We start from the raw sequence: 19828 nt of genomic DNA, 5'->3' as shown, positions 1-19828 counted from the left end.
ATCATGTTTTGTGTGCAGTGTGAACAGACCATTCGTACCCCGGCCGGCGACGGCTGCGCCTATGCCCAGGGCGTCTGCGGTAAAACGGCCCAGACTTCCGATCTACAGGATCTGCTGATCGCGACGTTGCAGGGGCTGTCCGCCTGGGCCGTTGCCGCACGCGAACGCGGTATTATCGACCACGAGATTGATAACTTTGCTCCCCGCGCCTTCTTCTCAACGCTGACCAACGTGAACTTCGACTCCGGCCGCATCGTTGGCTATGCCCGAGATGCCATTGCCATGCGCGAAGATCTGAAAATCCGTACGCTGGCTGTCGATCCTGCGGCCATCGTCACTCACCCGATGGCAGAGCTTCAACTGGTCAGCAGTGACCTCGGTGAACTTCAGCGCCAGGCCGCTGAATTCACGCCAAATCGTGACAAAGCCGACATTGGCGAAGATATTCTCGGCCTGCGCCTGCTGTGCCTGTACGGCATGAAAGGCGCCGCCGCTTATATGGAACACGCATATGTGCTGGGCCAGTACGACAACGATATTTACGCCCAGTACCACAACATCATGGCGTGGCTCGGCACCTGGCCTGCGGATATGGGCGCGCTGCTGGACTGTTCCATGGAAATCGGCCAGATGAACTTCAAAGTGATGAGCATTCTGGATCAGGGGGAAACCGGCAAATACGGCCATCCAACCCCAACCCAGGTTAACGTACGCCCGGTTGCCGGGAAGTGCATCCTGATTTCCGGCCATGACCTGAAAGATCTCTATAACTTGCTCGAGCAAACCGAAGGCACCGGCGTGAACGTATACACCCACGGTGAAATGCTCCCGGCGCACGGCTATCCAGAACTGCGGCAATTCAAACACCTGGTCGGCAACTACGGCAGCGGCTGGCAGAACCAGCAAACGGAATTCGCCCGCTTCCCAGGCCCTATTGTCATGACTTCCAACTGCATCATCGACCCAACCGTGGGCTCGTACGATGACCGAATTTGGACCCGCAGCATCGTCGGCTGGCCGGGCGTCAGCCACCTCGAAGGCGACAATTTTAGCCCGGTGATTACCCAGGCCCAGCAAATGGCCGGTTTCCCGTACAGCGAAATCGAACACTTGATCACCGTCGGCTTTGGCCGCCAGACGTTACTGGGTGCGGCAGACACGCTCATCGATCTGGTTAGCCGCGAAAAACTTCGCCACATCTTCCTGGTCGGCGGCTGCGACGGCGCACGCGGAGAACGTAACTACTTCACCGACTTCGCCACCAGCGTGCCGCAGGACTGCCTAATCCTGACCCTGGCCTGCGGTAAATACCGCTTCAACAAGCTGGATTTCGGCAACATCGAAGGGCTGCCGCGCTTGGTAGATGCCGGCCAGTGCAACGATGCATATTCAGCGATCATTCTGGCGGTCACCCTCGCCGAGAAACTGGGCTGCGGCGTGAACGACCTGCCGCTGAGTCTCGTGCTCTCCTGGTTTGAGCAAAAGGCGATTGTAATTCTGCTCACGCTGCTGTCGCTCGGCGTCACCAACATTGTCACCGGGCCAACCGCGCCGGGTTTCCTGACGCCAAACCTGCTGGCAGTGCTGAACGAGAAATTTGGCCTGCGCGCCATCACCACCGTTGAGCAAGATATCCAACAGTTAATGAGCGCTTAAGGAGCAGCCATGACCATGCCAACGCCGCTGTGCCCGCACCGTATGCAGGTACACCATATTCACCAGGAAACGCCGGATGTCTGGACGCTGTCGCTGATCAACCACGACTTCTATCCCTACAAAGCCGGGCAATATGCCCTGGTGAGCATTCGCAACGGCAGCGAGACGCTGCGGGCCTATACGATCTCTTCCACTCCGGGTCTGAGTGAGTTCATCACGCTGACGGTACGGCGCATCGACGGCGGCGCTGGCTCAGAGTGGCTGACCGGAGAAGTGAAAGTCGGCGACTACCTGTGGCTGTCTGAAGCCCAGGGCGAGTTCAGCTGTGAAAACGTCGTGTCGGAGCGCTATCTGCTGCTGGCGGCGGGCTGCGGCGTCACGCCGATTATGGCCATGCGCCGCTGGCTGGCAAAACACCGCCCGCAAGCGGACGTGCAGGTCATCTACAACGTGCGCTCCCCGCAGGACGTGATTTTTGCTGACGAATGGCGGCATTACCCGGTCACGCTGGTGGCAGAAAGCAACGCCACCCACGGCTTTATCGCCGGGCGACTGACTCGCGAGATCCTGGCCGCGGTGCCGGATATCGCCAGCCGGACGGTTATGACCTGCGGGCCTGCGCCTTATATGGACATGGTTGAGAAAGAAGTGAAAGCGCTGGGAGTCACGGCGTTTTATCGGGAAGTGTTCTTCACGCCAGCCGCTGCACCCTCAGCGGGCGGCCTGAAGTTCACCACGCTCCAGCCGATGCGTGAGTTCTACTCACCGGTGGGCAGAACGCTGCTTGCCGCGCTGGAGAGCAACAGCGTGCCGGTGAATGCCGCCTGCCGCGCCGGAGTTTGCGGCTGCTGTAAAACAAAAGTGGTTTCTGGCGACTATACCGTCTCCAGCACCATGACACTGACGGAAGAAGAAATTGCCAGCGGCTACGTGCTGGCCTGCTCCTGCCATCCACAGAGCGACCTGGTGCTCGCCTGATCTAAACAGGCACCTTCACGGTGCCTTTTCTTTTTCTACCGCCAGGCCGACCTGCCAAACGCGTAACGCCCTGCGCCGCAAAAGACTATCGCCAGCGCGCCGAGGAAAAAGTACATCAGGCTTTCAACGCCCCAGGCCCCGGTTTTATCCAGCATGAAGGTTTCCCCCACGCCCACCAGCAGCCAGGCCACAATCATCGTGCACGCCAGCCCAAGCGCGGACAGGCGAGTGAGGATCCCTAAAATAATCAGCAGCGGGGCAAGCACCTCACCCAGCAGCACGCCATAGGCGACAAACTCCGGGATGCCATGCGCCGCCAGCATTCCCTTAATCCCGTCCACGCCGCCAAACAGCTTGTGCAGGCCGTGAAACAGCATCAGGCCGCCTACCGCCAGACGCAGTAACAATTTTCCCAGATCGTCTTTGTTTAGCGCGCCATTCACTGCATTTAACAATTTAGTAACCATATGAATTGCCACCCTTTTAAAATGATAACGAGAATAATTTACGCTTAATATTTGCTAACAAATAGCCCCAATTTTAGGGAGGCCATTCCCTGCCGTTACGCAGAATTGAACTAAGCTTGTAAGCGCTATCACACTGGACAAGGAAAACCGATGAAACAATCCGTAGCGGCCTGGCTGGCCAAAACCCTTGAGAGCGCGGGCGTGAAACGTATCTGGGGCGTCACCGGCGATTCCCTGAACGGCCTCAGCGACAGCCTCAACCGGATGGGCACGATTAAATGGATGCCAACTCGCCATGAGGAAGTGGCCGCTTTCGCCGCCGGGGCCGAAGCGCATCTCACCGGCGAGCTTGCTGTCTGCGCCGGTTCATGCGGGCCAGGTAACCTGCACCTGATTAACGGCCTGTACGATTGCCACCGCAATCACGTGCCCGTTCTCGCCATTGCAGCCCATATTCCCTCCAGCGAAATTGGCAGCGGCTACTTCCAGGAAACGCATCCCGAAGAGCTTTTCCGCGAATGCAGCCACTATTGCGAACTGGTTTCTAACCCGGAGCAGATCCCGCAGGTATTGGCGATTGCCATGCGCAAAGCCATTCTGAACCGGGGCGTTTCCGTGGTGGTACTGCCCGGCGACGTGGCGCTCAAACCCGCGCCAGAGCATGCCACGACGCACTGGTATCCTGCATCGCCGCCCATCGTGGTTCCCCCTCACGATGAGCTTAAAAAACTCGCCCAACTTCTGCGCTACAACGACAATATCGCCCTGATGTGCGGCAGCGGCTGCGCTGGGGCACATACTGAGCTGGTGCAGCTGGCGGCAACCCTGAAAGCGCCCATTGTTCACGCCCTGCGTGGCAAAGAACACGTTGAGTACGACAACCCTTACGACGTTGGCATGACCGGATTAATAGGCTTCTCATCCGGCTTCCACACGATGATGAACGCCGACACGCTGATCCTGCTCGGCACCCAGTTCCCCTACCGCGCGTTCTACCCGACGGACGCAAAAATTATCCAGATTGATATCAACCCCGGCAGCATAGGCGCGCACAGCAAGGTCGACATGGCGCTGGTGGGCGATATCAAAGCCACGCTGTCCGCCCTGCTGCCGATGCTGGAGGATAAAACCAATCGCAGCTTCCTCGACAAAGCGCTGGAGGATTATCGCAAAGTGCGTGAAGGGCTGGATGAACTGGCCAACCCCTCGGAAGGCAAGCAAATTCACCCGCAATATCTGGCGCAGCAAATAAGCCATTACGCCGCCGATGATGCCATTTTCACCTGCGACGTGGGCACGCCCACCGTCTGGGCCGCGCGCTACCTGAAAATGAACGGCAAACGCCGCCTGCTGGGCTCGTTTAACCACGGGTCAATGGCTAACGCTATGCCGCAGGCGCTGGGCGCCAAGGCCACCGCGCCCGATCGCCAGGTGGTGGCGATGTGCGGTGACGGCGGCTTCAGCATGCTGATGGGCGACTTCCTGTCCGTAGCACAAATGAAGTTGCCGATTAAAATCGTGGTGTTCAACAACAGCGTGCTCGGTTTCGTGGCGATGGAGATGAAAGCCGGGGGCTACCTCACCGACGGTACCGAACTGCACGACACCAACTTTGCCCGTATCGCCGAGGCCTGCGGCATTACCGGCATCCGCGTTGAAAAATCTGAGGAGCTGAACGCTGCACTGGAACGGGCCTTCAGCACCGATGGCCCGGTGCTGGTCGATGTTGTCGTCGCCAAAGACGAGCTGGCTATCCCGCCGCAGATCAAGCTGGAGCAGGCTAAGGGGTTCAGCCTGTATATGCTGCGCGCCATCATCAGCGGGCGAGGAGATGAAGTGATCGAGCTGGCGAAAACCAACTGGTTCCGGTAAAAAAGAAGGTTGCCTCAGGCGCCCGGATAACCGTCCGGGCGCAGCCTCTCGATAAAGGACCCGTCATGATCGATTTACGCAGCGATACCGTTACCCGCCCTTCCCGCGCCATGCTGGAGCAAATGATGGCCGCCCCGACCGGGGATGATGTTTACGGCGATGATCCCACTGTTAACGAGCTTCAGGCATACGCGGCAAAAATCAGCGGGAAAGAAGCTGCCCTGTTTTTACCTACCGGCACGCAGGCCAACCTCGTAGCTTTGCTCAGCCACTGCGAGCGCGGCGAAGAGTACATCGTTGGCCAGGCCGCACATAACTACCTCTACGAAGCTGGCGGCGCAGCGGTGCTGGGCAGCATTCAGCCTCAGCCCATTGAAGCGGATCGTGACGGCACGCTGCCGCTGGATAAAGTGGCGGCAAAAATTAAACCGGACGACATTCACTTCGCCCGCACTAAATTGCTGAGCCTTGAAAACACCCATAACGGCAAAGTGCTGCCGCGCGAATATCTCCAGCAGGCCTGGGAATTCACCCGCAAGCACAATCTGGCGCTGCACGTAGATGGCGCACGTATTTTTAACGCCGTGGTGTCCTACGGCTGCCAGTTGGAAGAAATTACTCGCTACTGCGACAGCTTCACCATTTGCCTGTCGAAAGGTCTTGGCACGCCGGTGGGATCCCTGCTGGTGGGCAGTAAAGAGTACATCAAGCGCGCTGTACGCTGGCGCAAGATGACCGGTGGCGGTATGCGTCAGGCCGGTATTCTGGCGGCGGCAGGCCTGTATGCGCTGAAAAATAACGTCGGGCGGCTGAAAGAAGACCACGACAACGCCCACTGGCTGGCAGGCGAGCTGCGCGAAATCGGCGTCGATGTGATGCGTCAGGACACCAACATGGTCTTTGTGCGCATGACGGCGGAAGAAGCAGAAGATTTAGGGCCCTACATGCGTGAGCGCGGCATCATCCTCAGCGCAGGTCCGGCAACTCGGCTGGTCACCCATCTGGACGTCACCCGCAGCCAGCTGGCTGAAGTCGTGGCCCACTGGCGCAGCTTCCTGCAAAACTAACGGGACTCAGGGACGATGGCAGAACCTCAAAGGATAGTGGTCCTCGGCGCCAGCGGCTACATTGGCCAGCATCTGGTGCCGTTACTCGTGGCGGCGGGACATCACGTCACCGCCGCAGCCCGCCGCATTGACTGGCTAAAAAAACAGCCCTGGCCAGGCGTAGAATGCCGGCACGTAGATTTGCACTGGCCGCACCGCCTGGGTGCCTTGCTCGAAGGGGCGGATACCGTCTACTATCTGATCCACAGCATGGGCGACGGCGATAATTTTATGGAGTTCGAACGTCAGGCGGCGCTGAACATGCGCGACGCGCTGACCGAACATCCGGTCAAGCAGGTCATTTTCCTCAGCGCTTTGCAGGCCAAAAGCGGGCAAACTCATTCAAAGCACCTGAAAGCCCGGCAAATCACCGCAGATATCCTGCGAGATTCCGGCGTTCCTGTCACCGAACTTCGCGCGGGGATTATTGTTGGCGCGGGCTCGGCGGCCTTCGAAGTCATGCGAGATATGGTGTACAACCTGCCGGTGCTGACGCCGCCGCGCTGGGTTCGCTCCCGTACTTCACCCATTGCTTTGGATAACCTGCTGCACTACCTCGTCGCACTGCTGGACCATCCGGCCACAGAACATCGCCTGTTTGAAGCCGCCGGACCGGAAGTTCTGAGCTATCAGCAGCAGTTCGAGCGCTTTATGGCTATCAGCGGCCGCCGCCGCCCGCTGATCCCCGTGCCACTCCCCACCAGCTGGATTTCCGTGTGGTTTCTGAATGTCATTACCTCGGTGCCGCCCGGTATTGCTAAGGCGCTGATTCAGGGTCTGGAACACGATTTGCTGGCGGATGACCGTAGCCTGCGCGAACGCATCCCGCAGCAGCTCATCAGCTTTGACGACGCCGTGCGCCTGACGCTGGCCAACGAACACCGGCTCGCCAACTCCCAGGACTGGGGCTACGATGCCCAGGCGTTTGCCCGCTGGCGACCTGACTACGGTTTTTTTGCTAAACAGGCGGGCTGCACGCTGGCCACCCAGGCCTCACTCTCTTCGCTCTGGCAGGTGATCAACCAGCTAGGCGGTAAAGAAGGCTACTTTTTTGGCAATGCGCTGTGGAAAACTCGGGCGCTGATGGATTTGCTGGTCGGGCATCGGCTTGCTAAAGGGCGGCCTGATAAAGCCACGCTGGAAGTGGGCGACACCGTCGATAGCTGGAAAGTGATTATCGCTGAACCAGAAAAAGAGCTAACGCTGCTGTTTGGTATGAAGGCCCCAGGCCTGGGGCGGCTGTCGTTGACCTTGCAGGATGATGGCAAGCAGCGTCGGCTGGACGTCAGAGCCTGGTGGCATCCTCACGGCTGCACCGGTTTGATCTACTGGCTGGCGATGATCCCCGCCCATTTATTTATCTTTAGGGGAATGGCGCGGCGAATTGTTCATTTAGCGGAACAAAACTCGATCAAAAAGAGAAGTTAGCTCCTAATCTTTCAGTATTCCCATTGCATGCGCTGCCGTTTCACGGAAAAATGCGCAGCGTTAATCCAAAACATAACGAGTTGGTCACATGAAGGTACTGGTCACGGGCGCCACCAGCGGTTTAGGCCGAAACGCGGTCGAGTATTTACGCGCCAGAGGCATCAGCGTTCGGGCCACCGGGCGCAACGAAGCGATGGGCAAACTGCTGCAGAAAATGGGCGCTGAATTTGTCCATGCCGACCTGACGGAGCTGGTCTCTTCCCAGGCGAAAGTGATGCTTGCGGACGTCGACACGCTCTGGCACTGCTCCAGCTTCACCTCGCCGTGGGGAACCCAGCAAGCCTTCGACCTCGCCAACGTCCGCGCCACACGCCGTCTGGGCGAATGGGCCGTGGCCTGGGGCGTGCGTGACTTTATTCATATCTCGTCGCCGTCGCTCTACTTCGACTACCACCACCACCGCAACATCAGCGAAGATTTTCGCCCGGTGCGCTTCGCCAACGAATTTGCCCGCAGCAAAGCCGCCAGCGAAGAGGTGATTCAGCTGCTGGCGCAGGCCAACCCGAACACCCGTTTTACCATTCTGCGCCCGCAAAGCCTGTTTGGGCCGCACGACAAAGTGTTTTTCCCGCGCCTTGTGCAGATGATGCGCCACTACGGCAGCGTGCTGCTGCCGCGCGGCGGCGATGCGCTGGTGGATATGACCTATCTGGAAAACGCGGTACACGCGATGTGGCTGGCGACACAGAAACAGAATTTACCTTCTGGCCGCGCCTACAACATCACCAACATGGAAGCCCGCCCGCTGCGGACCATCGTGCAGAAGCTGATCGACGAGCTGGGCATTAAATGCCGCATTCGCTCGGTGCCGTACCCGATGCTGGATATCATCGCCCGCAGCCTGGAGCACTTTGGCAATAAGTCTGCCAAAGAGCCGGTGCTCACGCACTACGGCGTCTCCAAGCTGAACTTCGATTTAACGCTGGACACCACGCGTGCGGAAACGGAGCTGGGCTATCAGCCTATCGTCACCCTTGATGAAGGCATTCGCCGTACCGCGCTGTGGTTGAAAGATCACGGCACGCTGCACCGGGGCTAACCCTGGCCGTATTTCTCCAGTAATGCCTCGGCGATCGCCAGGCTTTCCGCATCCGCCTCGCCGCTGTAGTTGGCCGGGCGGAAGTGCATCTGGAAGGCGGTAATCACTCTTTTCTGCTGCGCCTCGGTCATGCCCGGCAGCACTTCGTAGCCATACCGGGAAAGCACATCCAGCAGCTCGGATTTATCCACAGGTTGCAGCGGGCCACGGCCGTTAAGATAAAACGCCACTCTAGCGGCGTCCGGCCATGCGCCAATCCCTTTTTCCGCAAATTGCTTCCAGGGGAACAGCGGGCCTGGATCAACCTTGCGCTGCGGCGCGATATCCCCATGAGCGACCACGTTCTGCGGCACGATGTTATAGCGCGCAATAATCTGCTTCGCTAAATCCTCAAGCACCGCAATCTGCGGCTGGCTGAAGGGGTAAAAGCGCTGAACACCGCCAACCCGGGTATAGCCCTGGTTTTCCAGCTCAATACCTACGGACGTGTCGTTAATCCGCGTAGCCCCTCGCCAGAAACTGACCCCGGCATGCCAGGCCAGCTGCTCTTCCGGCACCAACTGCCAGACAACGGGTTTCCCGCCGGACAGCGGCGGCTCGGCGGGAACAAGATAGTGGGCGCTGACGTTACGATCGGTCAACGTGGAAAGCGAACTTGAAAAATCATCCGCCGTGTAATGGATCACCAGAATTTTCACCCGCGGATAAGCGGCCTGAGCCTGATGCAGGGTGTCCACTTTATAGCTGCCTCGATCGACAATCCCTTTTTGCCCGGCGCAGCCCGCCAGTAACAGCGCCAGGGCAAGCGCTAAGATCCTGGTTTTCATTTGCGCGTTTTCACCGCCGTCCCGCTGACGCAAACCATCAGCATACTGCCGTCCTTGCCGACGGTTTCATAGTCGATATCAATCCCGACCACGGCGTTAGCGCCCAGGCTTTCGGCCTGTGCCTGAATTTCACGAAACGCGATGTCCCGCGCTTTGCGTAACTCTTTTTCATAAGCCCCGGAGCGGCCGCCGACGATATCGCGAACCCCGGCGAAAAAATCGCGGAAAATATTGGCACCCAGGATAGCTTCCCCGGTCACTACGCCGCAGTATTCAGTAATTGTGTGGCCTTCCAGGCCTGGCGTCGTTGTAAACTGCATCACGTTCTCCTCTCTTTGCCATCAACATGTTAGCCCGGCAATCGCCACGCGATTTTGAGCCAATACGCTATGCTAAGGTAGTCCTCCTGAGAAAATAAGGAAATAAAAATGCGCAGCTCAGCTTTGGCTCTTCTCCCCTGTGCGCTGGTGTTGTCGGCCTGTACCACCGTCACTCCGGCCTTCAAAGACATCGGCACCCGCAGCGGCCCCTGCATCAGCGGCGGCCCGGATGATGTCGCTCAGCAGTTCTATGATTACCGTATCGCGCACAAGGGCGAAGGCCTGAGTTCCGTTGCCGCGTTGCGCCCCTATCTGAGCGATTCCCTGTACCAGCTTCTGCAAAAATCCAGCACCTCTCCGGCGGCGCAAAGCGCGTTTACCCGCAGCGATATCTTCTCCAGCCAGTCTGAAGGCCCTGACAAAGCCAGCGTGGCTTCGGCGTCAACTATCCCCAACACCGATGCGCGAAATATTCCTCTGCGCGTCGAGCTGACCCGCGGCAGCCAGACCTGGAAAGATGAAGTGTTGATGGTCCGTGAAGGCCAATGCTGGGCAGTGGACGATGTGCGTTACCTCGGCGCGGCGAGCCATGCACCAACCGGCACGCTGCGTCAGGCAGTTGAAGGCAAATAGCGGCAATTTATTCTGACGCTATGCGGGTGGAAGAAACGTAACCCCTGTAAATAATCTGGTATATTCAGGGATCCCGGTTTTTTATACTTAGCCACCACCCGCCTCACTATTTTGTGCTAACTTTAGGCAGTGTAAGTGGTTGCTTATAAGTTTTAACGCACAAAGATTGCATAACTATTCTGTTAAAGGTACCCTTTGCGGCCTCAATTGCTATTCAACTTCAGCGCATGAGTATTCAACTAGACAGCATTAATTGCTTTTACGGTGCCCATCAGGCGCTGTTCGATATCACACTACATTGCCCGCAGGGCGAGACGCTGGTATTGCTGGGCCCGAGCGGCGCCGGTAAGAGTTCTCTGCTGCGCGTCCTTAACCTGCTTGAGATGCCGCGTTCCGGTAAGCTGAGCATTGCGGGCACAACTTTCGATTTTGCCAAAGCCCCCAGCGACAAAGCGATTCGCGATCTGCGCCAGAACGTCGGCATGGTCTTCCAGCAATACAATCTGTGGCCGCACTTAACCGTGCTGCAAAACCTGATTGAAGCACCGTGCCGCGTGCTTGGATTAAGCAAAGATCGGGCGCGTGAACGCGCCGATAAACTGCTTGAACGCCTGCGCCTGAAGCCGTACATGGACCGCTATCCGCTGCACCTTTCCGGTGGTCAGCAGCAGCGCGTTGCCATTGCCCGCGCCCTGATGATGGAGCCGCAGATTCTGCTGTTTGATGAGCCTACCGCCGCTCTGGATCCGGAAATCACCGCGCAGATCGTCAGCATTATCCGCGAACTGGCGGAAACCAACATTACTCAGGTCATCGTGACCCATGAAGTAGAAGTGGCGCGTAAAACCGCCAGCCGCGTGGTGTATATGGAAAACGGCCACATCATCGAACAAGGTGATGCCAGCTGCTTTGCTAACCCGCAAACCGATGCGTTTAAATTCTATCTCTCTCACTGATGTTGAACGGGAAAACGACAATGAAAAAAGTTTTGCTGGCCACTCTTTTAGCCACTCTGAGCCTTTCTGCTACCGCCGCACAGACTATCCGTTTTGCTACCGAAGCCTCTTACCCTCCGTTTGAGTCTATCGACGCCAACAACAAGATCGTCGGCTTTGACGTTGATCTCGCTAACGCCCTGTGCAAGCAGATCGATGCCACCTGTACCTTCACCAACCAGGCCTTCGACAGCCTGATCCCAAGCCTGAAATTCCGCCGTATTGACGCGGTAATGGCGGGGATGGACATCACCCCTGAGCGTGAAAAACAAGTACTGTTCACTAAACCTTACTATGACAACTCCGCGCTGTTCGTTGGCGTGAAGGGCAAGTACGCTGATATTGCCGCGCTGAAAGGCAAAAAAGTGGGCATCCAGAACGGCACCACCCACCAGAAATACATCACCGACAAACACCCGGAAATCACCACCGTGCCTTACGACAGCTACCAGAACGCTAAGCTGGATCTGCAGAACGGTCGTATCGACGCGGTCTTCGGCGACACCGCCGTGGTGACCGAGTGGCTGAAAGCCAGCCCGGAACTGGTTGCCGTGGGTGACAAAGTGACCGACAAAGATTACTTCGGCACCGGCCTCGGCATCGCCCTGCGCCAGGGCAACACTGACCTGCAGAGCAAATTCAACGCCGCGCTGGATAAAGTGAAACAAGATGGCACCTACAAAGCCATCTACGACAAATGGTTCCAGAAGTAATCGACTCGATGAACGAATTGTTTCCATTAGCAAGCGCCGCCGGGATGACCGTCGGCCTTGCCGTTTGTGCCCTCATCGTCGGCCTCGTGCTGGCGATGATTTTTGCCGTCTGGGAATCCGCCAAATGGCGCCCGGTGGCATGGATAGGCTCCGGGGTAGTCACGCTTTTCCGCGGCCTGCCTGAAATCCTGGTGGTGCTGTTTATCTACTTCGGCTCCTCCCAGCTGCTGCTGATACTCTCTGATGGCTTCACCCTCAACCTCGGTTTTACCGCGATCCCGGTCAAAATGGAGATTGAGAACTTTGACGTCAGCCCGTTTCTCTGTGGCGTGATTGCCCTCTCCCTGCTCTATTCCGCCTACGCGTCACAGACGCTGCGCGGCGCGCTGAAAGCGGTGCCGGTTGGGCAGTGGGAATCGGGCCAGGCGCTGGGTTTATCCAAAACTGCGATTTTCTTCCGGCTGGTCATGCCGCAGATGTGGCGTCACGCGCTGCCGGGCCTCGGTAACCAGTGGCTGGTGCTGCTGAAAGACACCGCGCTGGTGTCGCTTATCAGCGTGAATGACCTGATGCTGCAAACCAAAAGTATCGCCACGCGCACCCAGGAGCCGTTTACCTGGTATGTGATTGCGGCGGCGATTTATCTGGTCATCACCCTGCTGAGTCAGTACATCCTGAAGCGCATTGACCTGCGCGCCACGCGCTTTGAACGGAGACCTGGCTGATGCTCGAGTATTTACCGGAGCTGATGAAGGGTCTGCACACCAGCCTGACGCTCACCGCCGCTTCCATTGCCGTTGCGCTCGTGCTGTCGCTGCTGTTCACCATTGTTCTGACGCTGAAAACGCCGGGGCTGGTGCATATTGTGCGCGCCTACATCACGCTGTTTACCGGCACGCCGCTGCTGGTGCAGATCTTCCTGATTTACTACGGTCCAGGGCAGTTCCCGTCGCTTCAGCATTATCCGGTGCTGTGGCATCTGCTTTCCGAACCGTGGCTGTGCGCGTTGATTGCGCTCTCTCTGAACAGCGCCGCGTACACCACGCAGCTGTTTTACGGGGCAATTCGCGCTATACCGGAGGGTCAGTGGCAGTCCTGCAGCGCCTTAGGGATGAGCAAGAAAGATACGCTGGCCATCCTGTTGCCGTACGCCTTCAAGCGCGCACTCTCTTCTTACTCGAACGAAGTCGTGCTGGTGTTCAAGAGCACCTCGCTGGCCTACACCATTACGCTGATGGAAGTGATGGGCTACGGGCAGCTTCTGTATGGCCGCACCTATGATGTGGCGGTTTTCGGCGCAGCCGGTCTGGTCTACCTCATCGTCAACGGGCTGCTTACCTTGCTGATGCGCCTGATTGAACGCCGGGCACTGGCCTTTGAACATCGCAGCTAGACAAGCTAACAGACAAAGCGGGGCAACCCGCTTTTTTTACGCTCATTTAATTATAAATATACATTTTTATTGCATATAAATTCACTCTTTGGCATGGTGGTTTGACGCCCGGAAACGGCGACTTAAAACAATATTGACAGACAGGAGCAACACGCATGAAAAAGTTACTGTTAGCCGCCATGTTCGCTACAACCGCATTCAGCGCGGCCGCAGCGGAGAAAATCAACTTCGGCTCTTCGGCAACCTATCCTCCTTTTGAATCTCTGGACGCCAGCAATCAGATCGTCGGTTTCGATATCGATCTGGCCAAAGCATTATGCAAACAAATGCAGGCAGAATGTACCTTCACCAACCACGCATTTGACAGCCTGATCCCTTCCCTGAAGTTTCGTAAATACGACGCGGTGATTTCCGGGATGGATATCACACCTGAGCGTGCCAAACAGGTCGCCTTTACCAACCCTTACTACGCCAACTCGGCGGTGGTGATTGCGAAAAAAGGCCAGTTTGCTTCGCTGGACGATCTCAAAGGCAAACGTATCGGGATGGAAAACGGCACCACGCACCAGAAATACCTGCAGGATAAACATCCTGAGATCAAAACCGTCTCCTACGACAGTTACCAGAACGCGATTATTGACCTGAAAAATGGCCGTATTGATGGCGTGTTTGGCGATACCGCCGTGGTGAACGAATGGCTGAAGACCAATCCGCAGCTGGGCACCGTGGGCAAGCATGTGACCGACTCACAGTACTTTGGCACCGGTTTAGGGATTGCGGTTCGCCCGGATAATCAGGCCCTGCTGAAGAAGCTGAACGACGCGCTGGCGGCGATTAAAGCGGACGGGACTTACCAGAAGATCAGTACTCAGTGGTTCCCAGGCTGATAACTCCTGTATTCATTATAAATGATGGCCTTTCGTACCCGGTTATTAGCCTGATCTATATTAGCTATTCTTCTAACCTGAGAGGTTGCAACACACTCTCAGGTTTATCCCTGCTCACATCTGCGAGCCGCCACTCATCTAATCGGCAAGCCACATGCTCGACGCTAGTTATTCTGAATACAAAAAAATAATCTGAATAATAAAATCCCCTTCTGGATAAATAATATTTATTCATCAGGTAATTTAAAATAAATAACATTATGCTGGCACTAATGGGTAGCATTTTATTTTCCTGATGGATTATTTACCTGTCGTTTTGAGTTCAATTTTGAAATCGTAATATTCGTTCAGACACCATGTCTGCGTATATTCCACGGGAATATTATTATGGCTATACCCGATACGGGTGACCAATAATATAGGATCGCGTTCCGAGATATTCAGGTAATAGGCCAAGTGCTTATCTGCGGCAACTGCGCTAAATTTTTGGGTGGCTGATAACACCGGGACGCCTTTTTCCTCAAGATAGCGATAGAGCGATTCATTCAATTCGTTGATTTTATTCAGCAACGGCGCGGGTAATATCGCCCTCTGCACCGAAACGACGGTGCCACTAATTTTACGCAGGCGCGTCAGCTCGACAATATCTTTATGACTTTCTGCGAGCTGTAAAAATTGTTGTTCTTTTTCAGTCGCAGCTCGACGAACATAGCCCACCAATTCGCTTTGTGCCTCCCCCCCGCTGGCAAAGGCTATTTCACTGAAACTCTCCAGCTGGACTAATGACTGGCGAACGTGAGGAGCAACATAGGTCCCGGATCCAGGATTTCGGACAAGGCTTCGATCCTCGATAAGCTGCTCAATAGCTTTTCTGGTGGTCCCCCGAGAAATACCTAACGCCTCCATCAGCGTGCGCTCTGAAGGCAATGCATCTCCAGGGCGAAGCTGACCTTCATCAATCACGCGCTGGATCTCATTCGCCAGTTGCAGATACAGCGGCATGGCATTTGAACCATCGATTTTTAAATCAGCAGGTTGCAACAACTTCATTCTCTTTACGTCCAGTTTGCCAGGTAGCGATTCAACTATACCACTTATTAACAACACAAATATCAACGACGTGATTTTTGATCGTTCTGGCGATCTAAAGAGCCGTACAAGATCACAAAAAAGACAAAATAAGTATGAAAATTCCCCACGTTACCATTATGGTACACAAGTGGTACACAACCGGTACATAGTGAACATTTGAATTTGAAAATGGTTTTTATGCAGGAACGTTTATTACGGTGAAATACCGTTTTTTTCCCACACAAATACCCTGCAGAACGCAGGAGGATTTCGTTAACTACTGCGCCAATGAGGAAATCTATGATGACATCGAAACGTTTACTCGACTGCAGTGCTTCTGAGCTGGCTGCGCTCACCAAACCGCAGCTACTTCACGCTATCCGCGCTAGCGAGGGTCGGGTCATGGTCAGTGAAACCATCGCTATCACTCCACCTCTGCTCGCGAACATCACGAATGCTGAACTTGCAGCCTCTCAGGGTGCCGATATTCTGCTGATCAATATGTTCGACTGCCAACAACCTTTGATACAGGGCATGCCGGGTGATATTGATCCGGCACAGACCTTACATGTGCTCCAACAGCTAACCGGCCGCGTAATTGGCGTCAATCTCGAAGCCGTCGATCCACGGTTTGCCACGGAACATGATGAGTTATGGAAAATGAAGCCAGGCCGTGCGGCGACACCTGAGAATGCCCGCAAATTGGTACAGATGGGGGCAAAAATTTTAGTTCTTACTGGTAACCCAAACAATGGCGTCAGCAATATGGCTCTGGCTCAGTCGGCAGGAAAAATCCGCAGTGCCATTGGCGACGAGGCCGTCATTATCAGTGGAAAAATGCACGGTGCGGGCGTGGTCCAGGAAAGCGGTGCAGCCATTATAAATGAAAGCGATCTCCATGAATTTGCCCGCCAGGGCGTTGATATTGCGCTGATCCCAGCCCCGGGTACTGTACCGGGCATGAGTATTGAGGCAGCCAGCTCACTAATTCGCTGCGCACACTCGGCCGGCATGATGGCAATGACGGCTATTGGTACCTCTCAGGAAGGTGCCGATCGGGATACCGTTCGCCAGATAGCCTTGATGAGCAAAATGGCCGGTGCCGATCTGCATCATATTGGCGATACCGGTTATATGGGGATCGCGCTGCCAGAAAATATTTTCGCCTACGGGATAGCTATCAGAGGAGTCAGGCATACCTACAGCCGAATCGCCCGCTCAGTGAATCGTTAATGATAACTAATTCCGACCGGTTCACCGGCTGGAATGCGCCCACAATGAAATATCGATGAGGTACGATAATTATGCCACTTGCTGCATCCTCACTTTCGCGTCTATTAACTCAATTTAATCTGGAAAAAACAACAAAGCTCCTAATCGTCGGCTATTCGCCTACGGGTGGAGGGCATACCGGTCGACTATTACAAATAATCGATCATGCCCTTCAGCAAGACACGCTACCTAAAGACTCCATAGTAATATTTCATGCACCTCCCGCCTGGGAGAATGTCCAGCGCCGGGGAGAACTGCAGACGCTTGCAAATAAGCTGGCAAGCCGAGGAATTCACGTCTTACTGACAGAGTCAACTAAGCCCGTCTACGGTTATCTGGATGATAAAACTGGAGGGTCAGACGATGCAAAAATACTTGAAAGACTGGCCAGTAACCCTTTACGATATCGCAACAATCGTCCCGCCTTACTACCTGATATATCTCATCGTACGCGAACCCTATCCCCGGAAACGTTTCTTAGTAATATCCTCGACATCAATAAACTTCCCGTTATTGAAAGCGCCGATCTTTTTAGCCATCTGAAAAAATATCTCGACATAAAAGCGTTTCAAAAACGTATCTATGTACTTACTGATATGGATTATTCCCTGCAAAAATCAGCCGCCAAAGCTGGCGTGCCGGCTATACACCGTCTGGATCAGCAAAATCACGCCATTCTGCTGGATCCCAAAAATTCGGCAATGAACTTACTGCCAAAATATGCGTTGTTAGCAAAGGTATTGGGCGGTACTTTCGAAAATATTTCTCATATATCCCTTGGCGAAAAAAATACGCTGAGTTCGGTCAAATCTACCGCCGACATGCTGCGGATCACCTCCGCCAGCGGAATAAGAGAAGCACATACGAAAATTATTCAATTGCTGCAGGCTCACGCTCTCCCCTTGAATGCGGTCGCGAGTGCCTTAGGGAGCGGTGCTCTCTTTGCGGGAGTGATAGCAGGGAGCAGATGCATGGCAAACATGGCTCTACGCAACATTGTTTATGTTTACGCGCATAAGAAAAGCAATCTCATTGCCCAGCATGTTCTGTCTAAAATCAGTCAGAACGATGAGCATTATTCCCGGCGCATATTTTTATTCTGCGGTGCAAAAGCAGTTGGAAACTATAACGCACTGCATCTGGCCTACCTGGCCGATGCTGATGGCATTACCACCGCAGGGGCTGGTACCAACGGAGAATTCAGTTACTTACATCGTAATACTCCATGTAAATCCCGTCTGCTGGTACTGCCTATTGAAGGGCACAACGAACAGTTGGCCAACACCAAATATCTCAGCAGTCATGCCGCTACAAGAGACTTTATCTACCAGTTGGAAGTAAATGAAAAACTTGACGCGGCGCTCGACAAATATGTTTCTACTGAACCTGACGTTATCGATACATCTTTAACGCTGGCCGCATTGATTGAAGCCATATCCTCGCAGGAAACTTATGTTTCAAAGGCACATGACATTTTGTTCAGGCAGCTTCCACTCGCCAATGATTCCCTGCGATTGAAAAATTTAGAGGAAAAAATGAATCAGTCGGTGGCATTAAAAGCTACCCGCCGTTATCTAAAAATTGTGCTTCAGGGCATGCAGGCTCTGGCCTCCTCACCCACAGGCAGTATTAGCATCTGGTATAGCGACAAAGCGACCAATCCCGTTCATTTCGCCAGCCCATGGGAACTGGGACTGATGCTTGAAAATAACAAAATGCTCAGCAACGCTATTGAGATTTCTGAAACGGAAATGCCTGAGCTGCCCTTACGTCAGCAAGTTGCTAAATTGTTTAAAGATGGTTCAAAAAATTGGAACACATTATTTATCAACGAGATGAACGTCATTAAACACAGGCTGGGTGATATCATGATTACTGGCTTCTGACAGTCTTAACGGCTACATATAAAAGCGGAAACACGCATCGTGACGGCACCAACCCGGCGGCTTCCGCTTCCCAAATGTTAGTCCCGGACCAGAAGCGTCAACACTTCGTAATGCGAAGTATGCGGGAACATATCAAACAGCTGGGTACGCACCACGCGATAACCCGGCAGCATCTGAATATCCTTCGCCATGGTCTGCGCGTTGCAGCTTGAGTAGACGATAAACGCCGGAGCCATCTGCGTCAGATAATCGCACAGCGCTTTACCGATCCCACGGCGCGGCGGGTTCACCAAAACCAGCTGCGGGATATCCTGCTGGGCGACGGCAAACTGAGTGGAATCCAGCGCCTGAAAATGAATATTATGCAGGCCCAGTTTTTCAGCCGACTGCTGTGCGCTGGCTATCGCCTCCGGGGCAATTTCAATCCCGGTAAGCTTCATCTCCGGCGTGGCGCAGTGCAGGCCAAAACCTCCCACGCCGCAGAACAGATCCCACATATGGTTGACGGGTAGCGCGCGCACCCAGTCACGGGCGGTGGCATACAACCGGGAAGCAACCTGAGGGTTAGTCTGGAAGAAACTTTGCGGACGAATATAGAGCGGTACGCCGTTGAAAACCTCTTCGAGCGCACGCTGTTCGGTCAGCAGAATTTCCTGCTCGCCTTCCATAATCGCCATGTGTACGGGCTGAATGTTGGCCGAAATCACCTTGAGCTGAGGGAGTTGCTGCTGTAACCACGGCAGCGCCGCTCGCAACTGCCCCAGCTTGCTTTCCGAACGCAGCACAAAGCGCAGCATCATGCCGCCATCCGCCAGGCTTTCGGTCAGCAGGAGATACTTCAGCTCTCCACGCTTACGCGCCACGCTGTAGGGCGTTAATCCCGCACGGGCAATAAAGGGCTTCAATGCCGCAAAAACAGGCTCAAATGAAACAGGATACAGCGGGCAGTCGGTTAAATCCTCGGGCGTGCCGTCGCGGTGTAACATCCCCAGCAGCGGTTTTTCCACGCTGCCGCTAACCACCATTTTAGCTTTGTTGCGAAATGCCTGCTCAGGGCCGCTGACCGGCTGGCACCACTCGCCCACGGCAATGCCTTCCAGCAGCTGCCGGAGATCGGTCATTTTAGCGAGAAGCTGGTCTTCCACCGGTTGTTCAATCCACTGGCAGGAACGACAGCGGCCGGCATCATAGAGCGCGCATTGCATAGAAAAACCCTGAGAAAAAA

The 19828-nt window shown here is 55.0% G+C and carries 19 protein-coding genes; 14 read left to right on the top strand and 5 right to left on the bottom strand.

From position 1 onward, the window contains the following. Window positions 1–3 precede the first annotated feature (3 nt). A complete protein-coding gene (gene hcp / locus F3J26_RS19290; protein ID WP_166995470.1) occupies window positions 4–1656 on the top strand; it encodes a hydroxylamine reductase in 1653 nt (550 codons plus the stop codon). 9 nt (window positions 1657–1665) lie between these two features. Further along, the gene (gene hcr / locus F3J26_RS19285) at window positions 1666–2634 is read left to right on the top strand and encodes an NADH oxidoreductase (RefSeq protein ID WP_166995469.1); all 969 of its coding nucleotides are present in this window, start codon (window positions 1666–1668) and stop codon (window positions 2632–2634) included. 35 nt (window positions 2635–2669) lie between these two features. Here hcr and F3J26_RS19280 read toward each other — a convergent pair whose 3' ends face one another. Next, window positions 2670–3101, bottom strand: coding sequence for a DoxX family membrane protein (locus F3J26_RS19280; RefSeq protein ID WP_166995468.1), 432 nt, complete (start codon window positions 3099–3101; stop codon window positions 2670–2672). Window positions 3102–3251: 150 nt separating this feature from the next. Between F3J26_RS19280 and poxB the strand changes: the two genes are divergently transcribed. The 4 genes from poxB (at window position 3252) to F3J26_RS19260 (ending at window position 8606) form a co-directional block, all read left to right on the top strand. Then, a complete protein-coding gene (poxB, locus tag F3J26_RS19275; protein WP_166995466.1) occupies window positions 3252–4973 on the top strand; it encodes a ubiquinone-dependent pyruvate dehydrogenase in 1722 nt (573 codons plus the stop codon). Window positions 4974–5038: 65 nt separating this feature from the next. Continuing rightward, window positions 5039–6040 (top strand): low-specificity L-threonine aldolase, encoded by a 1002-nt coding sequence (gene ltaE / locus F3J26_RS19270; RefSeq protein WP_008461087.1) that lies wholly within the window; start codon window positions 5039–5041, stop codon window positions 6038–6040. A 15-nt stretch (window positions 6041–6055) separates the two neighbouring features. Further along, complete coding sequence (locus F3J26_RS19265; protein WP_166995465.1) at window positions 6056–7507, top strand: SDR family oxidoreductase; 1452 nt, start codon at window positions 6056–6058, stop codon at window positions 7505–7507. 88 nt (window positions 7508–7595) lie between these two features. Continuing rightward, window positions 7596–8606 carry a 3-beta-hydroxysteroid dehydrogenase gene (locus F3J26_RS19260; protein WP_008461085.1) on the top strand — a complete coding sequence of 337 codons (1011 nt, stop codon included), beginning with the start codon at window positions 7596–7598 and terminating at the stop codon, window positions 8604–8606. Here F3J26_RS19260 and F3J26_RS19255 read toward each other — a convergent pair. Further along, window positions 8603–9433 carry an N-acetylmuramoyl-L-alanine amidase gene (locus F3J26_RS19255; RefSeq protein ID WP_166995464.1) on the bottom strand — a complete coding sequence of 277 codons (831 nt, stop codon included), beginning with the start codon at window positions 9431–9433 and terminating at the stop codon, window positions 8603–8605. The two genes, F3J26_RS19260 and F3J26_RS19255, sit on opposite strands and share 4 nt — an antisense overlap. Next, on the bottom strand, window positions 9430–9753 hold the full coding sequence (locus F3J26_RS19250; protein WP_166995462.1) for a heavy metal-binding domain-containing protein: 324 nt from the start codon (window positions 9751–9753) through the stop codon (window positions 9430–9432). Before F3J26_RS19250 ends, F3J26_RS19255 begins: the two co-directional genes overlap by 4 nt. A 108-nt stretch (window positions 9754–9861) precedes the next feature. Here F3J26_RS19250 and F3J26_RS19245 point away from each other — a divergent pair, with 108 nt between their 5' ends. The 6 genes from F3J26_RS19245 (at window position 9862) to artJ (F3J26_RS19220) (ending at window position 14374) form a co-directional block, all read left to right on the top strand. Then, on the top strand, window positions 9862–10386 hold the full coding sequence (locus F3J26_RS19245; protein WP_166995460.1) for a lipoprotein: 525 nt from the start codon (window positions 9862–9864) through the stop codon (window positions 10384–10386). Between the two features lie 227 nt (window positions 10387–10613). Beyond that, window positions 10614–11342, top strand: coding sequence for an arginine ABC transporter ATP-binding protein ArtP (gene artP, locus F3J26_RS19240; protein ID WP_008461079.1), 729 nt, complete (start codon window positions 10614–10616; stop codon window positions 11340–11342). A 20-nt stretch (window positions 11343–11362) separates the two neighbouring features. Beyond that, a complete protein-coding gene (artJ, locus tag F3J26_RS19235; RefSeq protein ID WP_008461077.1) occupies window positions 11363–12094 on the top strand; it encodes an arginine ABC transporter substrate-binding protein in 732 nt (243 codons plus the stop codon). An 8-nt stretch (window positions 12095–12102) separates the two neighbouring features. Next, on the top strand, window positions 12103–12819 hold the full coding sequence (gene artQ / locus F3J26_RS19230; protein ID WP_008461075.1) for an arginine ABC transporter permease ArtQ: 717 nt from the start codon (window positions 12103–12105) through the stop codon (window positions 12817–12819). Further along, window positions 12819–13487 (top strand): arginine ABC transporter permease ArtM, encoded by a 669-nt coding sequence (artM, locus tag F3J26_RS19225; protein ID WP_008461074.1) that lies wholly within the window; start codon window positions 12819–12821, stop codon window positions 13485–13487. The genes artQ and artM overlap by 1 nt, the downstream gene beginning before the upstream one ends. Window positions 13488–13642: 155 nt before the next feature. Then, complete coding sequence (artJ, locus tag F3J26_RS19220; protein ID WP_008461072.1) at window positions 13643–14374, top strand: arginine ABC transporter substrate-binding protein ArtJ; 732 nt, start codon at window positions 13643–13645, stop codon at window positions 14372–14374. Between the two features lie 300 nt (window positions 14375–14674). Here the strand turns inward: artJ (F3J26_RS19220) and F3J26_RS19215 are convergent, their stop codons facing one another. After that, window positions 14675–15424 (bottom strand): GntR family transcriptional regulator, encoded by a 750-nt coding sequence (locus tag F3J26_RS19215; protein WP_008461071.1) that lies wholly within the window; start codon window positions 15422–15424, stop codon window positions 14675–14677. A gap of 324 nt (window positions 15425–15748) precedes the next feature. Between F3J26_RS19215 and F3J26_RS19210 the strand changes: the two genes are divergently transcribed. After that, window positions 15749–16678: a DUF7916 family protein gene (locus F3J26_RS19210; RefSeq protein ID WP_166995564.1), complete on the top strand. Its 930-nt coding sequence runs from the start codon at window positions 15749–15751 to the stop codon at window positions 16676–16678. A 71-nt stretch (window positions 16679–16749) separates the two neighbouring features. After that, window positions 16750–18603 carry a glycosyltransferase family protein gene (locus F3J26_RS19205; protein WP_166995459.1) on the top strand — a complete coding sequence of 618 codons (1854 nt, stop codon included), beginning with the start codon at window positions 16750–16752 and terminating at the stop codon, window positions 18601–18603. Window positions 18604–18680: 77 nt separating this feature from the next. Here the strand turns inward: F3J26_RS19205 and rlmC are convergent, their stop codons facing one another. Continuing rightward, complete coding sequence (gene rlmC, locus F3J26_RS19200) at window positions 18681–19808, bottom strand: 23S rRNA (uracil(747)-C(5))-methyltransferase RlmC (protein WP_166995457.1); 1128 nt, start codon at window positions 19806–19808, stop codon at window positions 18681–18683. Window positions 19809–19828 lie beyond the last annotated feature (20 nt).

Origin of the sequence: Enterobacter sp. Ap-867, assembly GCF_011752855.1 — a bacterium.
Lineage (GTDB): Bacteria > Pseudomonadota > Gammaproteobacteria > Enterobacterales > Enterobacteriaceae > Cedecea.
The sequence above is the reverse complement of the archived record's forward strand: the minus strand, read 5'-3'. Positions and strand labels throughout refer to the sequence as shown.

Coding starts and splice junctions, on each gene's coding strand:
- F3J26_RS19260 (WP_008461085.1), top strand. CDS start 7,596: ATGAAGGTACTGGTCACGGGCGCCACCAGCGGTTTAGGCCGAAACGCG.
- F3J26_RS19210 (WP_166995564.1), top strand. CDS start 15,749: ATGACATCGAAACGTTTACTCGACTGCAGTGCTTCTGAGCTGGCTGCG.
- hcr (WP_166995469.1), top strand. CDS start 1,666: ATGACCATGCCAACGCCGCTGTGCCCGCACCGTATGCAGGTACACCAT.
- F3J26_RS19265 (WP_166995465.1), top strand. CDS start 6,056: ATGGCAGAACCTCAAAGGATAGTGGTCCTCGGCGCCAGCGGCTACATT.
- ltaE (WP_008461087.1), top strand. CDS start 5,039: ATGATCGATTTACGCAGCGATACCGTTACCCGCCCTTCCCGCGCCATG.
- artM (WP_008461074.1), top strand. CDS start 12,819: ATGCTCGAGTATTTACCGGAGCTGATGAAGGGTCTGCACACCAGCCTG.
- F3J26_RS19280 (WP_166995468.1), bottom strand. CDS start 3,101: ATGGTTACTAAATTGTTAAATGCAGTGAATGGCGCGCTAAACAAAGAC.
- F3J26_RS19205 (WP_166995459.1), top strand. CDS start 16,750: ATGCCACTTGCTGCATCCTCACTTTCGCGTCTATTAACTCAATTTAAT.
- F3J26_RS19255 (WP_166995464.1), bottom strand. CDS start 9,433: ATGAAAACCAGGATCTTAGCGCTTGCCCTGGCGCTGTTACTGGCGGGC.
- hcp (WP_166995470.1), top strand. CDS start 4: ATGTTTTGTGTGCAGTGTGAACAGACCATTCGTACCCCGGCCGGCGAC.
- artP (WP_008461079.1), top strand. CDS start 10,614: ATGAGTATTCAACTAGACAGCATTAATTGCTTTTACGGTGCCCATCAG.
- artJ (WP_008461072.1), top strand. CDS start 13,643: ATGAAAAAGTTACTGTTAGCCGCCATGTTCGCTACAACCGCATTCAGC.
- F3J26_RS19245 (WP_166995460.1), top strand. CDS start 9,862: ATGCGCAGCTCAGCTTTGGCTCTTCTCCCCTGTGCGCTGGTGTTGTCG.
- F3J26_RS19215 (WP_008461071.1), bottom strand. CDS start 15,424: ATGAAGTTGTTGCAACCTGCTGATTTAAAAATCGATGGTTCAAATGCC.
- poxB (WP_166995466.1), top strand. CDS start 3,252: ATGAAACAATCCGTAGCGGCCTGGCTGGCCAAAACCCTTGAGAGCGCG.
- artJ (WP_008461077.1), top strand. CDS start 11,363: ATGAAAAAAGTTTTGCTGGCCACTCTTTTAGCCACTCTGAGCCTTTCT.
- F3J26_RS19250 (WP_166995462.1), bottom strand. CDS start 9,753: ATGCAGTTTACAACGACGCCAGGCCTGGAAGGCCACACAATTACTGAA.
- artQ (WP_008461075.1), top strand. CDS start 12,103: ATGAACGAATTGTTTCCATTAGCAAGCGCCGCCGGGATGACCGTCGGC.
- rlmC (WP_166995457.1), bottom strand. CDS start 19,808: ATGCAATGCGCGCTCTATGATGCCGGCCGCTGTCGTTCCTGCCAGTGG.